A 20,648-nucleotide genomic window follows, 5' to 3' on the forward strand; every position below is an offset into this window, starting at 1 on the left:
CTCTCACGGCATAAACACTATTGTAAATCGTAACATAGAAAAACTTTCCTATACAATTGTAACGCCTGTATTTAATTAATTTGAGTAAACGCTTGGTTTTAATACTCCTACATAAGGAAGATTACGGTACTGCTCTTTATAATCTAATCCATATCCTACAACAAATTCATGTGGGACAGTAAATCCAACATAATCCGCTTTCAAATCTACCTTGCGGCCTGTTGGTTTGTCTAATAACGTAACAATTTTTACAGACTTCGCTTTACGATATTTAAATAGGTCCACTAAGTAACTTAGCGTAAGACCGCTATCAATAATATCCTCAACGATTAAAATATCGCGACCTTCTACAGAAGTATCAAGATCTTTTAAAATTTTCACTTCGCCTGTTGAAACAGTAGAGTGACCGTAACTAGATACAGCCATAAAATCCATTTCAAGATATGTATCTGTTCTCTTTAATAAATCTGCCATGAATGGCATTGCGCCTTTTAATACACCAATTGCAAGAGGTACTGTGTTTTTATAATCCTCTGCAATAATTGCACCTAATTCGCGCACCTTTTCTTGTATTTGTTCTTCAGAAATTAATACTTTTTCGATATCTTGATTCATCATTTCATTATCCTCCCGGAAGACTCCTTGCTTTTGTAGTGAATAATCATATATTTATCCTTCTTTGCCATCTCTTTCGAAACAGCAAATGCAGATCGCTTCAACAAGGGTATCCAAATAATATTCCCACTTGCATCACAAACGACCGGCCATGCTTCTCTTTTTTCTCTTGGTACTTTTGCTTCGATAAAAATAGTTTTTATCTTTTTTGTGCCATTCATACCTTGTATTGACATGCGATCTCCATTTTCCCTAGAACGAATACGAAGTGGGTATGATATATCATTATACTTAGCAACAAATACTGTTTCATTCATGTTACTTGGTATATCTTCGCTCACCTCTATTACAAGTTCATCCCCGTTCGATAGCGTAATTGTCCCGGGTACTGATAAATCTTGCGAAAAAGGAGAAACAATTTCTTGTTTAAATCCAAAGCTACACTCCTCGTATGTGCGAACAATTTTTAAATCACCTGGGAAATCAAGTGAACCCGAAGGTTGTGTCCGCTTAAAAAACTCAATCACTTTGTCAATATGTATAGAGGAAAGAGAAGATGGAATCTTATATTCATAAAGATAGTTTAATATTAGTTGAATCCCTCTTCTTTGTAAAGGCATAGACATGGATTCAAAGGCAGGAATTGATAAGCTAATTTGTTTATCACTTTTTTTTGTAATTACTTTATTCATTTTCTCAAAAGCTAATTCCTGCAAATAAGCCTCATCCTCTTGCATCTGCACGCTAAATTTTTGAAATTTCTCATGCACTTGTGGATTTTCTTCTTTCAAATGAGGAAGGACATATTTACGTAATCGATTCCTTGTATATACTTCCTTTTTATTACTCGGATCTATACGGGGAATTAAATTTAGCTCATTACAGTATTTAACAATTTCTTCCTTCGTTACTCCAAGTAAGGGCCTAATTAAATATCCATTATGAAAAGGACGCTTCACTGCAATTCCTGCATACCCTTTCGGAGTACTCCCTCGTACAAGGCGCATTAAAATCGTTTCTACTTGATCATCTCCATGATGCCCAAGAGCTACATATCTCGCATCATATTTCTTCATTATTCTTTCCAAAAATGCATATCTGCATTCTCTAGCAGCAACCTGCGCATTCATTCCGTATTGCTGTTGATATTGCGACACGTTAACCCTTATCGTTTCGCAAATAACTCCCAGTCCTTTACAAAGATCCTGCACAAACTGTAAATCCTCATGAGATTCATCGCCTCTAAACATATGATCCACATGCGCTACTACAATTTCCAACTGTTTTTCTGCCCTTTTTTCTAACAAATAATATAGAAGAGCTAAAGAGTCAGGGCCACCCGAAACTCCTACAACAATTGTTGAACGTTCCTTTAATACATCATGCTGCTTTACAAAGTCATCTACCTTTTCAACAAATGTATCTTTCAACTTCGTAATCACCTTTCATTAAACAAGAACAGCAACGTTAGTTACCTTGTCTATAATGGTACAACTTTTACAAACATTGTGCAAAAAAAAGATATACAAAAATTACATTTTTATCTTACATCCTCCGCACATATTCAAAAAAATAATAACATTACCTTTTAAAGCAAAAAAACCTAGGAATTCGCCTAGGTTTTTCAGAATAGACTATATGAATCAGTAGCAGATAAAAAGCCCGATTGGCACGGGCTTTTTATCTGCGGGGATGAAGAACCCCCACTGATTAAAGTTTTACTTTATTGCGCCTGCATTCCTACAATTGGAATCGTAGCCCACTTCGGCATATTCTTCTTTACTTTCGCCACAACAATTGTCATATCGTCATTTATATAACCATCACAAGAACGAATCACTTCTTCCATAATGATATCAGCAATTTCTTGCGGGTCCTCGGTTTGCAGTTCCTTAATTTTTCGTTTCATCCATAATTCATGGTTCTCCACATGCTGCGCTCCTTCAAAAATACCATCGCTCATCATAATAAGAATATCGCCCGTTTTTAATTGCTCACCCACTACATCAACCTCAACATCTTCAATGATCCCCATTGGCAAATTACTTGCTTCAATTTTCAAAATATTATTTGCGCGTTTAACAAAACTCGGCGTCGATCCGATCTTTAAAAATTTCGCATTCGCATCCCGTAAATCTACCATCGCCAAATCCAGCGTTGTAAACATCTCTTCTGTCGTTCTTAAAGAAAGAATTGAATTGATCGATTTAATTGCTATTTCCTCATCAATACCTGATTGAAGTATTTTTTGTAATAATTTTACCGTTTCCTTACTCTCCATATGAGCTCGTTGCCCATTTCCCATACCGTCACTAATCGCAAGTGCATACTTACCCACACTCAAATCCATCATCGCATAAGAATCACCCGAAACAAACCCACCGCCTTTTGCAGCTGTAGCCAATCCCGTATCAAGAGAATACGTCTTTGCTGAACCAAATGATATTAAACTGTGACCATTTGGATAAGAAGACTTTTCTTCATGTTTAACGACAATATTTTCTTTTAGAATATCCGAAAGCATCGGCGCAACTAATTTTTCGCACTCACCATGCTCATTAGATGCAGCCGGAATTAACATCTCAATATCAATGCTCCCTCTATCTAAACAATAAATATCAACATGCTCCACTTCGACGCCAAAATCACGAAACGCTTGCAAAATTTGTTCTTCCTGTACTTGATGATTTTCTCGCTCTCTTTGTATTTCCTGTGCGAAATCCTCCATAACTTTTGATACGCCTAATAATTGCTCCGCTACTATTCTGCGATTTTCTTTCATTTGTTTTCGTAATTTTTGTCCCTCATAAAAGTGATCTAATTCACCGGCTACTAAATCTGTTACTTTCTTACCTCTCACACAATGCTTGTCCCATTCACGAACTAACTTCCGATTATGCTGCAGTGTTCCTTCTTCCGTTTCACTCATTATTTGTTTCATATAATCATACGTTTTGTCGAAATTAACCACCCAGCATTGATCCTTTTTAAAGCACGTTTGACATGTTTTCGCAGTAATTGTACTTAAAAATAAATCTGCCTCTGTTTCTTTATCTTCCTCCTCCACATAACCATATACAGAAAAGCTATTAGATAAAGCCGCAAACACATTTGCAAATTGATTAATTTTGTTCGCTGTAACATCGCGCATTCTTCTTAAATATTGTTGTTGATCTTGTGAATGCTCTTGTGTTCCCGGCATAAATTTAGCAATGCGATCCAGAACAAGTTTCGGTGTTAATAAAAAGAAAACAATTGCCACACCTGATTCAATTAAAGTTGTTACAATGTTCGTTTGCTTATCTACATATAATGTAATTAAGCTTGTCCCAATTAACAAACCTAAACTAACGCCTAGACGCTTCCCTTCTTTCAATAACCCTCCAAGCAATCCAGAAAAAGCAAGAAGGCTAAGCTGAGACAAACTGGACACATTCGCTAAACTTAATATTAAGCCGGTGACAACCCCCACTGTGGATCCTGTAGCAGCGCCGGCGATGAAGGCAAATACTAACACTAAATATCTAGTGAAAATATGTTGAATAGAAGCGTCATATACAAACCAATCCGTCGTACCTGTTAAAACAGATGCTAGTAATATAATTAAACAAACAATTTCTTCTGTCTCTAATGCTTGTTGTTTCCCTTTCCTTTCTACTAAGAGCGGAACACTTTGTAAAAATATCATCGTTAATACGAAACTAAGCCCCGCTTCAATCGTACTAACGAGCAAATCGTACATGGTGATAGTTTGCTGTGCAAAATATACAACAACTAAATGTGCGGTTAATGCGGAGATAAATACTTGGAATGGTACAAGTCCAACAGTTTTACGTGTAAACCGACTAAAGAAGATATTATAAATGAAGAAAGTAAAGATAGACGCGAAAGTAAAAAATAAATTATCTATCGAAACTGAAAGTGCTCCTCCCATTAAAGCTAGGAATGCGAGCGGCATTTTATCTCGCTTCATAACATAAACGGCAGCGAAAAACGGTAATGCAAACGGTAAAATGTTTGTTAATATATATGCTCTTCCCAAAAGAAAACCAATAACAACAATAATAAATCCCCATCTAAAGAAAACTTGTTCAAACTTCATTCGCAACTTACTCGTCCACTTTATTCCTCCAAGCTGACTTTCATTCATTGCCAATGCACTTGTATTCATAGTATTCCTTCCTGCTTTAGGCATATTTTTAACACCACCTGCATAGTTTAATTACTGTCATTATAAAAGATGCTTATTGGGATTTTTGTCAAAACAACAGTTTTCACTTTTATAATCGTTCGACTTTTTATTCGAAATAACTCTACATATATACATAGTATGTAATTTATCTCTCTTTATTATATTGAAGATTCAGAAAATTTAAGGTGATTTTGTAGAAGTATTGTATGTCTTACTTTTTTATTTAACAAAAAAAGATCATGCAAGTTTGCATGATCTTTTTAGATGACCCGTACGGGATTCGAACCCGTGTTACCGCCGTGAAAGGGCGGTGTCTTAACCACTTGACCAACGGGCCGTTAAATTAAATATAGCGGCGGAGGGAATCGAACCCCCGACCTCACGGGTATGAACCGTACGCTCTAGCCAGCTGAGCTACACCGCCATGTCGTCTTATTTAACGGACAATTAGTATCTTACATCAGATATCATTTAAAGTCAACACATCTCAAAAACTTTTTTAAAAAATATATTTTCACATATAAAAAAGCACCCTGAGCCATCACTCTGGGTACCTCTCTATATGTTAAAAACTAAACGTTCTTATTATCCGCGACGTGCGCCACGGCCACCACGTTTAGACTCTGTGTTACGCTTTAAAGAAGTTAAACGATCTTCGCTATCCTTTAAGAAGCGTGCCATCTTTTGCTCAAATGTTTCTTTTGGAGCTCGGTCGTTACCGCCACCGCGATTATCTCTGTTGAAAGAGCGATTATTACGTTGTGGACGTCCAGAACGTTGTTGATCACCACCGCGTTGGTATTCACCGCGTGGACGATCTCCTTCTGTTTTTTCACGTTCTTTCGCTTTTTTAATAGATAGACCAATTTTCCCATCTTTTTCAACATTAATAACTTTTACTTCTACTTGGTCGCCCACTTTTAAGTGATCGTTAATATCTTTCACATAATTATCAGCAACTTCACTAATATGAACAAGACCCGTTAAGCCTTCTGGCAGCTCCACAAAAGCCCCAAAATTTGTAATACCTGTTACTTTACCCTGTAACTTGCTGCCTACCTCGATTGACATAAAAAAAATGCTCCTCCTTAGTGATTAAAAAGTCAAATTTTACTTTATTATATATAATCCTAAAATATAGTGTCAATAAGACATACTCTACTTAGAAACAGGAAAAATTATCTCCCCTTTTCCGGAGAAGAAATAATCCCTTCTAGCAATCTTTAATACGTACTCTTCATCATTTAACTTTTGAACTTCGTCTTTTAGACTTTTTTCTTTATTCGTTAATGAATCTAGTTCTTTTTTCATGTCCTTAACTTTTGCTTCTTTTGCTTTAATGGAACTGTTTTGTTGATAAAAAGTTACACTAATACTCGCAATAATTGTAAAAGCAAAGACAAGAAAAACCGCTAAACGGCGATAAAGTCGCTTCCTGTTCTCATCCGTTTGTATTATATGCTCTTTAACAGGATTTGGACTCTGTTTTTCGATTGTTCTTTGTCTCAGTTCCCTCATTTCCGAGGTCCCCCTAACTTCTTTTTTATACGCTCCCATAGTTGGAAGATGTGTCCCTTCAATTTTGCTATATATTGCAGGAACCCTACATGTTTCATTATAAAAAGTTTAACACGATTAGGGAGAAGTTTCCATATGAGCAAAGCAATAAATCGAACAGGCCAGAAAAAAACTTTCCATATGAAAAGTAATATCCAAATCACCATTTTCCATAACACATGTCCAATTGAAAGCAGTATACGAAATAAGAATAATATAAATGCAATAAATAGCTGCGCTATAATAATAACAGGTTTTATCATGAGTAGCTGTATAATTCGAACAAAAAAATGTGTTGTTTGCACAAAAATATAGATGAGAAAATTTAACAACCTCATGTATAGTGCTTTCAATAAGCTTTGATATGCCGCAAAACCACATAATAATGCCAAAAATACATATATACGTAGTTCAGCTTCATTTACGAGAAGTAATACATAAAAAACGAATAATGCTTGGACAACCCAAAATAGTATATCATGTATAAATACAAGCCAACGTTTACGTTCCTGACGCTTTAAAAAACGTTGGTATGTATCTAATGATGCTCCAATCCAAGCACCCATTCCGATCATCGAAAGCATTGTATACAACTGAATTGTTAGACTCATTTAAACAACTTACTAAAGAAGCCTTTAGTTTTCTCCCCTTGATTCTCATCAATATACAACATCTCATGAACCTTACCTTTAATCGATACAACACCTTTTTCCACATCTAAATTCTTCATTTGCAAATTTTGTCCACGAATTGTTAAAAAACCCATGACAGTCTCGAGTAAAAATTCTTCGCTATCAAAACTCTCTACTTGTTTTACACCAGTAATATCGATCACACGCCTACCACGCATAATAATATCATGCTCTACAGAAACATTTTGTTGATTAGAAGACATAGGTGAGTAACCATTATTCACGAAAATCCCCCCATAGCTTTATACTAGCTAATAGTAATGTATGAAGGGATAGCAGATTTTAGAACAAGCCCTCTTCTGCTTTTACTTTTTCTTCGCGAACTAGGCTATACATATTTGCTGCATCTTCTTTTTTTGTTGTTTCTTTCAATTCATTTACTTTCACCGTTACTATTTTTTGACCGAAACGAATTGTTAATTCATCAGCCACTTTCACATCTGAACTCGCTTTTGCGACTTGACCATTGATAGATATTCTTCCTTGATCAGATACTTCTTTTGCTAATGTTCTTCTTTTAATTAAACGTGACACTTTCAAAAATTTATCTAGACGCATATCAAATCCCCCTATTAACGCTCTGTTTGCTTTGCCTCTTCCCATAAAACATCCAACTGTTCTAATGACAGATCTTGCATTTCTTTATTCATTTCAGCTACTTTTGCTTCCATGTATAAAAAACGCCTCATAAATTTCTCATTAGTTGAACGTAATGCTTCTTCTGGATCTAATTTATAATGACGAGCTATGTTAACAAATGCAAATAGTAAATCGCCAAATTCACCTAGCATCTTTTCCTCATCCATATTTATAACTTCTTGCTGGAATTCTTGCCATTCTTCTAGGGCTTTCTCTATCATTGGCTGTACATCAACCCAATCAAATCCAACCTTTCCAGCTTTCTTCTGAATTTCATAGGCACGCATTAATTGCGGCAAACTTTTTGGAATTCCAGTTAAAACAGATTCTTTTACGAATCCCTTTTCTTGTTTTTTAATTTCTTCCCAATTCACAATCACTTCTTCAGCATTATTTACATCTACATTTCCAAACACATGTGGATGACGACGAACCATTTTCTCCGATAAAGTTCGAATAATATCATCGATGGAGAACCAACCTTCATCCTCTCCAATTTGGGCATGAAGCATGACTTGTAATAATATATCACCTAGCTCTTCTACTAAGTGATCATCGTCCTCTTCATCAATTGCTTCCAATACTTCATAAGCTTCCTCAATTAAATACTTCTTTAAAGATTGATGTGTTTGCTTTTTATCCCACGGACAACCATTCGGTCCACGAAGGTCTGCAATAATTTCTCTCAGTACATCAAACTGTTGATACAAGGATGCACGTTCCTGAACTGGTGGTACATACACACTCGTTAAATTATTCAATTCTGTTTCATGATCTAACATGTACAACGGTACCTTTTTGACTTGTTCAAACGAAGTTCCTGCAGCTGTTACGATATACACTTCATAATCATCTGGCAATATTTCCATTAATGTTAACTTCACATCTGAAGCAACGAACGCATCATACACTTGGCAAAAGATTAAATGTTGACGTAATTCTAATTGCCCTCTTTCAAATGATGTAGCATCAATTAATTGGAATCCTTCAATCGGATCGATTTTTAAACTTGCGAACATTGGATCAAGGAAACTTTGTCCACCTTCAATTCGCACTTCAACATTTGCTACTTCTCCTTTTTCTAAAAGTAGCTGAACTGTTCTTTCTGCTACTAGCGGATGACCTGGAACAGCATAAATAATTTCTGCACCTTCAGCTTGTTCTAGCAATGTATTCGCAATTGTTTCATATACAATTTCAAATGTATCATGCGCTTCATATATATTGTCGAAAGCCGTATATTTTATACCTTCTTTCTCCAACTCTTCTATAACCGGGTGCTCCTTCGTTCTAACAAACATATGGTCTGCTACTTTTATCTTTCGGTATACGCCCATCGTTAGCTGATCTAATTCACCAGCACCTAATCCTAAAATAGTAATGATTCCACTCACAACCTGTCACCTCTATCCACTCTTCTTCAATGAACCTTCTTTTTTCTCTTTTTTCATAACGGATCCTAATTCTTCTTTTGTAAATACACGTAATTTTAAAATTAAAAACATGTATGTCAATCCGCCAATAGCTACACCTAACAACGCTTCAAATGTCGCGATTCCTCTATGATTCCCATCAATTACTAACCCAGACATTTGTAACACACGAATAAACATTATTAATACAAATCCCATACCGATACCACTAATAACTATACCGAACATCTTCTGCTTATCAATAAGCGACCCCGATACAGATTGCATAAGTAATACACTATTTAACAAGGCAATTACAACAAGCGCAATTAAAGTTGCAATCGCAGCTCCTTTAACTCCAAAATGCGGCATTAACATATAGTTTAAAACTAACTTCAAACAACCTCCAAATACAACGAATATTGCTGGTTTTAATGTTTGTCCCAGCCCTTGTAAAATAGAAGCAGTTGTAATTGACAATGAACTAAATAAAATAGATAAAGATAAAATCGATAACACATCTGACCCATCACTATTCTCAAATAACATAATATTTGTAGGCTGAATAATACAAGTTAATCCGATGGCTGCTGCAAATCCAATAACAAGTGTTATTTTCATCGCTAACTTTACCTTTTCTTGAATAAAAGCAAGATCTCCTCTTTCCTTTGCCGCTGTAATAATCGGAATAAGTGACAATGAGAAAGAAGTTGTCACGACAGTACCTAATTGCATGAGAGGGATACTTCTGTCATAAACACCTTTTAGTACCTTTGCACTTTCAGCCTGTTCCCCTGCCCCAATGAGTAAAGTATAGAAGGAAACCGAATCTGCCATTTGTATAAAAATAAGGACTAAATTACTAACACAAATAGCTATTCCTTGCCAAAAAAGGATTTTAACAATTCTTCTTTTTCCCCCAACTCTCTTCAAGCTTTTAAAGAAAATGGCGCGAAAATCATGACGCATATAAAGTAAAAGTACGATAATCCCAATAAGCCCGCCTGCAATCGAACCTAACATAGCACCTGCACCGACTGTATATAGATCAAATCCGTGAGCAATAAGGAATAGTGATAAAAAGACAATAATAGATACACGAATCGTTTGTTCGATTACTTGTGAAACAGCCGTCGGCATCATATTATTAAATCCTTGAAAATATCCTCTCGCTACGGATAAGAATGGCATTAATATGAATGAAAATGAAATAACACGTAATAACTTATATAAGTGTACATCACCCATAGCCGATGCAATCGTTTCGGCACCAAAGAACAATGTGAAAAATCCTATAAAGCCAATTCCTAATAAAAACCAAAAAGATACACAAATTATTTCTTCTGCTTCTTTTTGTTTTCCTCTTTCTAATCTTTCTGCAACCATTTTTGAAATTATAATAGGGAATCCATAAGTAGCTAAAATTAAACAAAATCCATAAAACGGATAAATTTGTTGGTAAATATAAAAACCAACATCTCCCGCTATGTTTTGATATGGAATACGGTAAAAAGCGCTTAATACTTTTGTAATAAAACTTGCGATCGTTAATATAATAGCCCCACGCCAAAAGGCTTGATACTTCTTCGCTTCCATACAAGAAAACTCCTTTTTCTATTCTCACCTCTCGTATTATATCACAAAGAAAAAACAGGCTCCCTTACACCCACGAGTAATAAAGAGTTCTTACAAAACTAAAAATGTTCAACGAAAAAAGGTAGCAAAGCGCTACCTTCATTCAATATACCTATATCTCCAAATAATTGATTTTTCAAAAGAAATATCATAATTAGGAAAGATTGCAACTTCTAAAATTATATATCTTTACTGCTCCATTTGCTTCGCTAAGAAGCTCGCTGCTGTATTTACTGACTTATGCTCTACTTCACTTATAATAGCCTCTTTAGAGAAGATAATAACAGCTCCAATTGGATCCCCATTCGCAACAATCGGGCCAATTGTATAGGAGCTAACTTTTTCTGTTACTCCATCAATAATTGAAATTTCGCTTTCGTCCGTCATAATTACAGACTTACGCTCTTCCATTGTCTTCTCAATTAAATCGCCAACACTTTTATTTAAGTATTCTTTTTTAGATATGCCTGCTACTGCGATAATAGAATCACGATCACATACAAGCACATTATGTCCTAAGCTATCGTATAAAGCTTCCGTATATTCTTTTGCAAAATCCCCTAATTCACTAATCGGAGAATATTTCTTCAAAATTACTTCTCCATCGCGATCAACAAATATTTCTAGTGGGTCTCCTTCTCGAATACGTAAAGTTCTACGAATTTCCTTCGGGATTACTACCCTGCCTAAATCATCAATTCGACGTACGATTCCAGTTGCTTTCATTCTAATGCTGCCTCACTTTCTACTGATGATCAAAGTGGTGAATTTACCTGTTCATGTAAAAATCACCAACTGTTAGACATAGTATTTTACACATTAGTTCTTCTATGCACGTCGAATTGTATTTTTTTATCTAATATTAGGCATTTATTACTTCTTTTTTTACATCTGGTAAGCCTTTTAATAAATTTTCAGCAATTGTTAACCACTTCGATGTCTCTAATCCATTCGTTTTCATAACGATTTTCAATTGTGATCCTTCCATTCCAAGACCGATCATACGCCCAAAACTATTTCCAAGCATGAATAATTTTCCACCATCAATATTTTGGCTTGCTTGTTCTGAGAACAGAATTGTTACTTCAAATTTATTTTGCTTAATTAATTCGATTTGTTCTTTCATTGCCAATACTTTAATATTTGCAATTTGTAATAAATAACCAACTTCTTGTGGGTAATCACCAAATCTATCGATCATCTCTTCCTGTAATTCTTCAATATCCTCAATTGTAGAAACACCTCTAAATTGTTTATACATCATAATCTTTTGTTTACTATCTGAAATATAAGCATCTGGTAAATACGCATCTACTTCTAAATCAATTTCAACATTAACTGTATTTTCAACTCCATCGGTTCCTCTGCGCTGTTCAATTGCATCTTTTAACATTTGAGAATATAGATCAAATCCGACAGAATCAATAAACCCGTGTTGTTCTGCCCCTAACAAGTTACCCGCACCACGAATTGATAAATCTCTCATCGCAATTTTGAAACCAGATCCAAGCTCTGTGAACTCTTTAATTGCTTGTAGACGTCTCTCTGCAACTTCTGATAGCACTTTATCACGTTTGTATGCAAAGTATGCATATGCAACGCGATTAGAACGCCCAACACGCCCACGAAGCTGATACAACTGCGATAGTCCCATACGATCTGCATCAAATACAATTAACGTATTAACGTTCGGGATATCTACACCTGTTTCAATAATTGTTGTACTTACAAGAACATCATGCTGTCCCTCTAAAAAAGATAGCATAACAGACTCTAATTCACTTTCGTTCATTTTCCCATGTGCGTATGTTACACGAGCGTCTGGAACTAGCATCGAAATTTCATCTGCTTTTCTTTCGATATCCTCTACGCGGTTATATAAGAAGTAAATTTGCCCACCTCTTGCAAGCTCTCGCTCTATCGCTTCTCTCATTAACGCTGGATTATATTCCACCACATACGTTTGGACTGGGAAACGATTTTCTGGTGGCGTTTCAATGACAGATAAGTCACGCACACCAAGCATAGACATGTGAAGTGTACGTGGAATTGGCGTTGCCGTTAGGGTTAACACATCAACATTTGCTTTTAATTGTTTAATTTTTTCTTTATGCGTCACACCAAATCTTTGTTCTTCATCAATAATAAGAAGTCCTAAATCTTTATAAGTAACATCTTTAGATAAAATACGATGCGTTCCGATTACAATATCTACTGTGCCATCTTTTAACCCCTTAAGCGTTTCGTTTTGTTGTTTCCGCGTGCGGAATCTACTTAGTAACCCTATATTAATCGGGTAATCTTGAAAACGCTCTCGAATTGTTTCATAGTGTTGTTGTGCCAGAATTGTTGTCGGTACTAAAATCGCAACTTGTTTTTCATCCATGATTGCTTTAAATGCTGCACGAATAGCTACTTCGGTCTTTCCATATCCTACATCACCACAAAGAAGCCTATCCATCGGACGTCCGCGTTCCATATCTTTCTTAATTTCTTCAATAGAACGTAATTGGTCATCTGTCTCTTGATACGGGAAGGAAGATTCAAATTCTTGTTGTTCTGCCGTATCTGGTGTATATGCATAGCCTTTTGAAGCTTCGCGCTCAGCGTATAATTTAATTAGGTCATCTGCAATGTCTTGTACAGATTTTTCAACCTTCGTTTTGACCTTCTTCCAATCGTTCCCGCCTAATTTATAAACTTTTGGATCCTTACCTTCAGAACCCACATATTTTTGAACTTGATCGATTTGTTCAATTGGAACATATAGCTTATCGTTACCTTGATATTTAATATTTAAATAATCTTTATGAACACCATTAATCTCTAATGTCTCAATACCTAAAAATTTACCTATACCATGATTTACATGAACTACATAATCTCCAACTTTTAATTCCGAATAACTTTTAATACGCTCAGCATTAGATAACTTTTGCTTACGTTGTGATTTTTTAACTTTCTTATGAAAAAGCTCCTTTTCAGTAATGACAACGAGCTTTTGCATCGGCATTTCAAATCCTGCATGTAAATCACCTACAGCAATCTGTAACCTTCCAGGCAATAAAATATCTGTGCCCTCTACAATATCCGCTTCAATATCATAATCACTTAAAATATGTTGTAGTTTTTTTACACGTTCATCATCTGTTCCAAGCACAACAGTCGTAAAGTGCCCTTCATTCCATCTATCAATTTCAGTTTTTAATAACTGCATCTGCCCATGGAAATCTTGCATTGTTTTACATGTCACATTCACAATGTTTTGCGGATGCGTATGTGCTATATGGCGTAAGAATAACGTTAAATATACAAAACTTCTTTTTTTATGATGAAGAAATCCCTCAAATGAGTGGGAGAAAGATAAATCCTGAATTATTGTTCCTTCACCAAGAAGTGATATATACCATTCCGCTTCTTCCGTTTCAAGATGTGATGCTGTTTCTTGAATACGAGAGATTTCATCTAAAATTACAACACCATCTTCTGGTAAATAATCTATCAGACTAGCAGGTTCTTTATAGAAAATAGATAAATATTTAAACATCTGTTCTATACTTTGGCCATTTTTCAACATTTCAATTTCATGACTTACTGTCTCAAGCACTGCAGTCTTTAATTTGTCATCGGAAAGTTTTTGCATCGTCTTAGTCAAACCTTCTTCAAGATGCTTAATTCCCGATTTCAATTCTTCCTGTGAAAATAAAAACTCTGTTGCCGGACCAAACTTAACACTTTCCTTTTTATCTTGAGAACGCTGTTCATCCACATCAAATAATCGAATAGAATCGACTTCTGTATCGAAGAATTCAATACGGAATGGTAATTCTTCAGTTAATGGGTAAATATCTAATATGCCCCCGCGCAAACTGAACTCCCCCGGAGCTTCTACCATCGACTTACGTTCGTAGCCAATATGATGTAATGTATGCAAGAGCGCCTCTAAATCAATCTCTTGCCCTAGATTAATTTCAATTTGCTTTTGCTTCCATAATTCTTTTATCGGTAAAAATCTACGTAATCCTGCGACTGGCGCTACAATAACCCCATTCTCTCCTGCCGCTAAACGATTTAGCACCTCAATGCGTTGCGCTTTTAATTCTGGACTTGCAACACCGATTTCTGATGCAATTAATTCGTTTACTGGGTACAGCCATACATCTTTTTCACCAAGTAATGCCACTAAATCTTCATGTACCTTTTGTGCTTGATATAGATTGTGTGTGACAATAAGTTGCGATTTCTTTGTTTTTTTATATAAAGCTGCCATTAATAATGAACGAGAAGATGTTGCCATACCTGATATAAGTTGTTCTTTTAAACCATCTTCTAACCCATTAATAACCGATTGTATTTCTTCATTTTTATAAAATTGCTCTAATAAACCTATCATTATCAAAACTCCTCTCAACATAAAGAGCAAGTCACCATATTTTATGCAAATATTTTGGAAAAAGAAAACAGAAAAATGCTTTGGACATGCCAAAGCGACAACATTTTATTGTAGAAATTTTTCATATTCATAATACTCAGGATAAGATGCGAGCGTTTCTTGGCACGATTCACAAATCGTTTTTATATATATATTTCCATTCTCATGAAAACGAATCATCTCTACTACCTCTTGCTCTGTTAGTTGAAATAAAACGTCGCTATATACTTTTTCTGCGGTAACGGAGCCTACATTACTCCCGCAATGCCTACAATAATAATACCCTTCCATACTAGCCTCCTAAATATCCAGTTACTACTAGTATGGGTAAAAATAAAATAAAATATTCCCAATCATAACCTTAACTGTTGAAAGTATTCATGATTTGGAGAAAAGGCTTATTTAACCACTCTTCACATGCATCCGCTGCTTTTTCAATGGAATGATTGACATCAGGAATCTCTTCGGATGTAAAACGTCCTAATACGTAATCTACTACCTTCATCCCATTTTTCGGGCGATCAATTCCCATACGGATACGTTGAAACTCTTGCGTTCCTAAATGCGAAATTGTTGATTTCACGCCATTATGTCCACCGGCACTCCCTTTCATACGAAGGCGTAATTTACCTACCGGGATATCTAAATCATCATACATAACAACGAAATCATCAACATCAATTTTATAGTAATCCATAAGTGGACGAATACTTTCCCCAGATAAATTCATATATGTAAGTGGCTTTAATAAGATTACTTTTTCTCCATTAACAAATCCTGCACCAAATACGCCTTTAAACTTCTGTTCATTCAAAGAAATGTTCCAACGCTTTGCAAGTTCATCAATTGCCATAAATCCAATATTATGCCTTGTTAATTCATATTCTCTACCTGGGTTCCCAAGTCCTACTATCAATTTCATTCTTGTACCACTACTTTCTTTTTTCGATACGAAAAGACGTAACCAAGCTTGGTTACGTCTCATTCTATCCAATTAATTGAATAATACACTTACAGATTCTTCTTCGTATACACGAATGATTGCTTCTCCAATTAATGGAGCAACTGAAAGTTCATGTACTTTGTCGATTTTCTTTTCTTCTGGTAATACGATAGAGTTCGTTACAACTAACTCTTTAATATTCGAATTTTGAATACGTTCAATTGCTGGGCCAGATAATACTGGGTGTGTACAGCAAGCATATACTTCAGAAGCACCGTTCTCAACAAGAGCGTTTGCTGCTAATGTAATTGTACCAGCTGTATCAATGATGTCATCAATTAAAATTGCTGTTTTGCCTTCGATGTTACCGATAATGTTCATTACCTCTGATACATTCGGACGAGGACGACGTTTATCAATAATAGCGATTGGCGCTTTTAGGCGATCTGCCATTTTTCTAGCACGAGTTACACCACCATGGTCAGGTGATACGATTACGATGTCTTTAAGACCTTTTGTTTCAAAGTAATCTGAAAGAATCGGTACACCCATTAAGTGGTCGATTGGGATATCAAAGAATCCTTGAATTTGTGGAGCATGTAAATCTAGAGTGATTACACGAGTTGCACCTGCTGTTTCAAGCAAGTTTGCTACAAGTTTCGATGTAATTGGTTCACGAGAACGCGCTTTACGGTCTTGACGCGCATAACCATAGTAAGGAATAACAATATTAATTGTTTTTGCAGATGCACGCTTTAATGCATCGATCATAATAAGTAATTCCATGATATGTTCGTTTACTGGGAAGCTTGTAGATTGAATAATGAATACATCGCAACCACGGATACTTTCTTCAATGTTAATTTGAACTTCTCCATCACTAAAACGATCAACAGAACATTTTCCTAGTCCTACTCCAATATGCTTTGCGATTTGCTCAGCAAGTTCCTTATTAGAGTTTAAAGAGAATACTTTCAAATTAGAATTTAGATATTGAGTCGACATCTAGATTAACCCTCCACATTATGATTTTTTCTTATTCAGCAATTGATCAACATAGTCTTCTTTGTTAACTTGACGTGCACGTGCTACCGATAATGCTTTTGATGGGACATTCTCTGTAATTGTAGAGCCTGCTGCCACATAAGCACCATCTTCAACTGTTACAGGAGCAACAAGATTTGAATTACATCCAATAAATACCCCGTTACCAATCACAGTTTTAAATTTATTCTTGCCGTCATAGTTCACCGTAATTGAACCACAACCAAGATTCACGTCTTCTCCAACTTGTGCATCCCCGATATAACTTAAGTGTGAAGCTTTACTTCTATTACCAAAAACAGTTTTTTTGATTTCCACGAAGTTTCCAACGCGTACTTCGTCTCCAATAACTGAATCTGGGCGAATATGTGCAAATGGACCAACCGATACTTCTGTACCAAGCTTACTATCATGTACAGTAGATTGACGAATTGTCGTACGATCTCCAATTTCACTATCGCGAATTACTGTATGCGGTCCAATTTCACAATCAGAACCAATTACAGTGTTTCCCTCAATAATTGTTCCTGGATGAAGAACTGTATCACTACCGATAATTGCATCAGCAGAAATATACGTGTTACTTGGATCAATAATTGTAACACCATTTACCATGTTCTTTCGGTTGATACGATTTTTCATAATAATTTCCGCTTGCGATAGAGCGACTCTGTCGTTAACACCTAACGTTTCATCGAAGTGCTCTGTTTGATAAGCTGATACGATATGACCTTCATTTTTTAAAATCTCAATAACATCTGGAAGGTAATATTCACCTTGTACGTTATCATTTGAAACTTTAGAAAGTGAAGCGAATAAAGCTTTATTATCAAAACAATACGTACCTGTATTGATTTCTTTAATAGCTAATTCTTTTTCATTTGCATCCTTATGCTCAACGATCTTTTCAACATGACCATTTTCGTTACGAACGATACGGCCATATCCAGCAGGCTCTTCTATGTATGCTGTTAGCACAGTTGCCATTGCTCCTGCTTCTTTGTGTTGCTGAAGTAATGCTTCCATCGTTTCAGCAGTTATTAAAGGTGTATCACCACAAATAACTAAAGTTGTTCCTTCTTCATTTGCAAGTACGCTAGCAGCTTGATCTACAGCATGCGCTGTACCAAGTTGTTCTGCTTGTAATGCAAACTCACTTACGTTTCCTAGCTGTTCTTGTACCATTTCAGCACCATGTCCAACGACCGTTACAAGTTTCTGCAATCCTAATTGAGTTACTTGATCGACTACGTGTTGTACCATAGGTTTTCCACATACAGGATGCAGCACTTTGTATAGCTTAGACTTCATACGTGTGCCTTTACCTGCAGCTAGAATCACTGCAAATCTGTTTGACATATAGACCCTCCATCGCAACCTATTTATCCATTAACGATATTATCCTAAATCATCATATATTTCAAGAAACACATTTTAACTATTAAATTTTACCATAATTCTTATAAGATGTTTTACTCTTTAGTATCTTTTTTAAGAAATAAGCTATACTATTTAAAATGATTTTGAAAAAATTAGTAGTTTCTTCTCTTCATTTTAATAAACGATGAATGTTTTAAATATAAATTATATAAAGTCAAAAAAAAACAAACTCCTGTAAATGCTTACAGGAGTTTGCTACAAAATTATAAGACTTTCTTTCAAAAGCCCTTTTCATTCGAATTTTACGAAGCACCTGCTTCTTCAAACTCAACCTCTTCTAACTCGCCTAAACGATGATACTCCGTTAAAACCGCATCTTGAATTTTAGAGCGTGTATTAGAATTAATCGGATGTGCAATGTCACGGAATTCTCCATCTGGAGTACGTTTACTTGGCATTGCTACAAATAATCCATTATTACCATCAATTACACGAATATCATGAACAACAAATTCATGGTCTAGAGTAATAGAGGCAATTGCTCTCATGCGGCCTTCTGTGTTTACGCGGCGTAATCTTACGTCAGTCACTTCCATCTTGTGTTCACCACCCTTTTCTAAATAAGCGATATATTTGTATAAATTCCACAAATTTTCTATTTTCCCTTTAATTTTTTAAAAATTTTTAAGATAAAAATTTTTATTGCAATTGAATATAAGGATTAGTAGAGGTTATCGCTTACAAAAGGTTACTTAACTAGGGCGATTACTTCGATTTCAACTGAAACATCTTTTGGTAATTTTGCTACCTGTACACAAGAACGTGCTGGTTTATGAGTAGAGAAATAAGAACCGTATACTTCATTAACAGCATTAAAATCATCCATATCTTTTAAGAATACTGTTGTTTTTATTACCGTATCAAATGAAGCACCTGCTTCTTCTAATACTGCTTGTAAATTTTCAAATACTTGTTCTGTTTGTACTGTTACATCTCCCGTTACAAGCTCTCCACTTGCTGTTAATGGAATTTGTCCTGAACTGTAAAACATATTATTTACAATAATCCCTTGTGAATAAGGTCCAATTGCTTGTGGTGCCCTGCTTGTTTGAACAACTTTCATATTTTTTCACCCTTTTATTATTTATTTTTACTCTTTAAAAATAGTGCACGAAAAGCAGTTTGTCCATCTATTTTATAATTTATAAATAGAATAAAAAAAAGATAAAGCCATTTGCTTTACCTTTTTTATTCAACCTCTACAAGTCCTTCATCAAATGGTGTAAGTGAATAATTCCCCTTCTCCACTTGAATCGATTTTTCTTTCACATCAACTTCTGAAAGGCGAATTAATGATACAAAGTTATTAATAAGTCGTTCTTCGATATCTGTGGATTCTACTAATACACCGATACCAACAACATTAGCCTTAAACTCTTCTAGCATACTCATCATACCTTGAATTGTTCCGCCAGCTTTCATGAAATCATCAATAATTAAAACGTTTGATCCCTCTGGAAGACTACGCTTTGCCAACGTCATTGTTTGTATTCGTTTAGAAGAACCTGATACATAGTTAATACTAACAGTTGGACCTTCTGTTACCTTATTATCTTTCCTCGCAATTACTACCGGTACATCTAAGTAGTTTGCCACTGCATAAGCAAGTGGAATCCCTTTTGTTGCTACCGTCATAACTGCATCGATTGGTTGCCTAGCAAAGACAGAAGCAAACAAACGACCTGCACCATTAATATGACGAGGATTACTTAAAAGATCTGTCATGTATAAGTAACCGCCAGGCAAAATACGATCTGGATTTTCAAATAAGCTACAAAGCTCATCAATAATTAGATCTGCCTCTTCTTCACTTATATATGGTATATATTTCACTCCTCCTGCTGCTCCTGGTACCGTTTGCAATGTGCCGACCCCTTGTTGTTCAAACGTTTGCTTAATAATAACTAAATCTTCACTAATAGAGGATTTAGCCGATTGATACCTTTCAGCAAAAAAAGTGAGAGAAACTAGCTGACGAGGGTTTTGTAACAAGTAATATGTCATATCGACTAATCTTGTACTTCGTCTAATTTTCATACGCCCACCT

19 protein-coding genes and 2 tRNA genes are annotated in these 20,648 nt (G+C 35.5%); all 21 read right to left on the reverse strand.

Annotation, left to right across the window (positions count from 1 at the left end; genetic code table 11):
* Positions 1–75 precede the first annotated feature (75 nt).
* The gene (hpt, locus tag JDS95_RS26485; protein ID WP_000981842.1) at positions 76–618 is read right to left on the reverse strand and encodes a hypoxanthine phosphoribosyltransferase; all 543 of its coding nucleotides are present in this window, start codon (positions 616–618) and stop codon (positions 76–78) included.
* Entirely contained in the window at positions 615–2,045 is a 1,431-nt protein-coding gene (gene tilS, locus JDS95_RS26490; protein ID WP_085451294.1) for a tRNA lysidine(34) synthetase TilS, read from the reverse strand. Before tilS ends, hpt begins: the two co-directional genes overlap by 4 nt.
* A gap of 293 nt (positions 2,046–2,338) precedes the next feature.
* Positions 2,339–4,810, reverse strand: coding sequence for a stage II sporulation protein E (gene spoIIE, locus JDS95_RS26495; protein WP_001123547.1), 2,472 nt, complete (start codon positions 4,808–4,810; stop codon positions 2,339–2,341).
* A 262-nt stretch (positions 4,811–5,072) separates the two neighbouring features.
* Positions 5,073–5,144: transfer RNA gene (locus tag JDS95_RS26500), tRNA-Glu, on the reverse strand.
* 13 nt (positions 5,145–5,157) lie between these two features.
* Positions 5,158–5,231: transfer RNA gene (locus JDS95_RS26505), tRNA-Met, on the reverse strand.
* Positions 5,232–5,392: 161 nt separating this feature from the next.
* Entirely contained in the window at positions 5,393–5,878 is a 486-nt protein-coding gene (locus tag JDS95_RS26510) for a S1 domain-containing RNA-binding protein (RefSeq protein WP_000021451.1), read from the reverse strand.
* A gap of 87 nt (positions 5,879–5,965) precedes the next feature.
* Entirely contained in the window at positions 5,966–6,325 is a 360-nt protein-coding gene (gene divIC / locus JDS95_RS26515) for a cell division protein DivIC (protein ID WP_001208736.1), read from the reverse strand.
* Positions 6,322–6,975, reverse strand: coding sequence for a spore cortex biosynthesis protein YabQ (gene yabQ / locus JDS95_RS26520; RefSeq protein ID WP_000059779.1), 654 nt, complete (start codon positions 6,973–6,975; stop codon positions 6,322–6,324). The genes divIC and yabQ overlap by 4 nt, the downstream gene beginning before the upstream one ends.
* Complete coding sequence (yabP, locus tag JDS95_RS26525) at positions 6,972–7,280, reverse strand: sporulation protein YabP (RefSeq protein WP_001059101.1); 309 nt, start codon at positions 7,278–7,280, stop codon at positions 6,972–6,974. Before yabP ends, yabQ begins: the two co-directional genes overlap by 4 nt.
* A 58-nt stretch (positions 7,281–7,338) precedes the next feature.
* Entirely contained in the window at positions 7,339–7,614 is a 276-nt protein-coding gene (locus tag JDS95_RS26530) for an RNA-binding S4 domain-containing protein (RefSeq protein ID WP_001234879.1), read from the reverse strand.
* A gap of 14 nt (positions 7,615–7,628) precedes the next feature.
* Entirely contained in the window at positions 7,629–9,089 is a 1,461-nt protein-coding gene (gene yabN / locus JDS95_RS26535) for a bifunctional methyltransferase/pyrophosphohydrolase YabN (protein ID WP_085451295.1), read from the reverse strand.
* A 12-nt stretch (positions 9,090–9,101) separates the two neighbouring features.
* Complete coding sequence (locus JDS95_RS26540; RefSeq protein WP_085451296.1) at positions 9,102–10,703, reverse strand: putative polysaccharide biosynthesis protein; 1,602 nt, start codon at positions 10,701–10,703, stop codon at positions 9,102–9,104.
* 228 nt (positions 10,704–10,931) lie between these two features.
* Positions 10,932–11,468 (reverse strand): stage V sporulation protein T, encoded by a 537-nt coding sequence (spoVT, locus tag JDS95_RS26545; protein WP_000648310.1) that lies wholly within the window; start codon positions 11,466–11,468, stop codon positions 10,932–10,934.
* A gap of 136 nt (positions 11,469–11,604) precedes the next feature.
* Positions 11,605–15,135: a transcription-repair coupling factor gene (gene mfd, locus JDS95_RS26550; RefSeq protein WP_000579697.1), complete on the reverse strand. Its 3,531-nt coding sequence runs from the start codon at positions 15,133–15,135 to the stop codon at positions 11,605–11,607.
* A gap of 105 nt (positions 15,136–15,240) precedes the next feature.
* Positions 15,241–15,465, reverse strand: coding sequence for an anti-sigma-F factor Fin family protein (locus tag JDS95_RS26555; protein ID WP_000399443.1), 225 nt, complete (start codon positions 15,463–15,465; stop codon positions 15,241–15,243).
* Between the two features lie 70 nt (positions 15,466–15,535).
* Positions 15,536–16,096 (reverse strand): aminoacyl-tRNA hydrolase, encoded by a 561-nt coding sequence (gene pth, locus JDS95_RS26560; RefSeq protein WP_079520253.1) that lies wholly within the window; start codon positions 16,094–16,096, stop codon positions 15,536–15,538.
* Positions 16,097–16,168: 72 nt separating this feature from the next.
* Complete coding sequence (locus JDS95_RS26565) at positions 16,169–17,122, reverse strand: ribose-phosphate diphosphokinase (RefSeq protein ID WP_000107420.1); 954 nt, start codon at positions 17,120–17,122, stop codon at positions 16,169–16,171.
* Positions 17,123–17,140: 18 nt separating this feature from the next.
* Positions 17,141–18,520: a bifunctional UDP-N-acetylglucosamine diphosphorylase/glucosamine-1-phosphate N-acetyltransferase GlmU gene (gene glmU / locus JDS95_RS26570; RefSeq protein ID WP_000071045.1), complete on the reverse strand. Its 1,380-nt coding sequence runs from the start codon at positions 18,518–18,520 to the stop codon at positions 17,141–17,143.
* Between the two features lie 323 nt (positions 18,521–18,843).
* A complete protein-coding gene (gene spoVG / locus JDS95_RS26575) occupies positions 18,844–19,137 on the reverse strand; it encodes a septation regulator SpoVG (protein ID WP_000454042.1) in 294 nt (97 codons plus the stop codon).
* Between the two features lie 152 nt (positions 19,138–19,289).
* The gene (locus JDS95_RS26580) at positions 19,290–19,664 is read right to left on the reverse strand and encodes a RidA family protein (protein WP_085451297.1); all 375 of its coding nucleotides are present in this window, start codon (positions 19,662–19,664) and stop codon (positions 19,290–19,292) included.
* Positions 19,665–19,789: 125 nt separating this feature from the next.
* Positions 19,790–20,638, reverse strand: coding sequence for a pur operon repressor (gene purR / locus JDS95_RS26585; protein WP_000702479.1), 849 nt, complete (start codon positions 20,636–20,638; stop codon positions 19,790–19,792).
* Positions 20,639–20,648: the final 10 nt, after the last annotated feature.

Origin of the sequence: Bacillus cereus group sp. N24 (assembly GCF_016483345.1) — a bacterium.
Taxonomy (GTDB): domain Bacteria; phylum Bacillota; class Bacilli; order Bacillales; family Bacillaceae_G; genus Bacillus_A; species Bacillus_A toyonensis.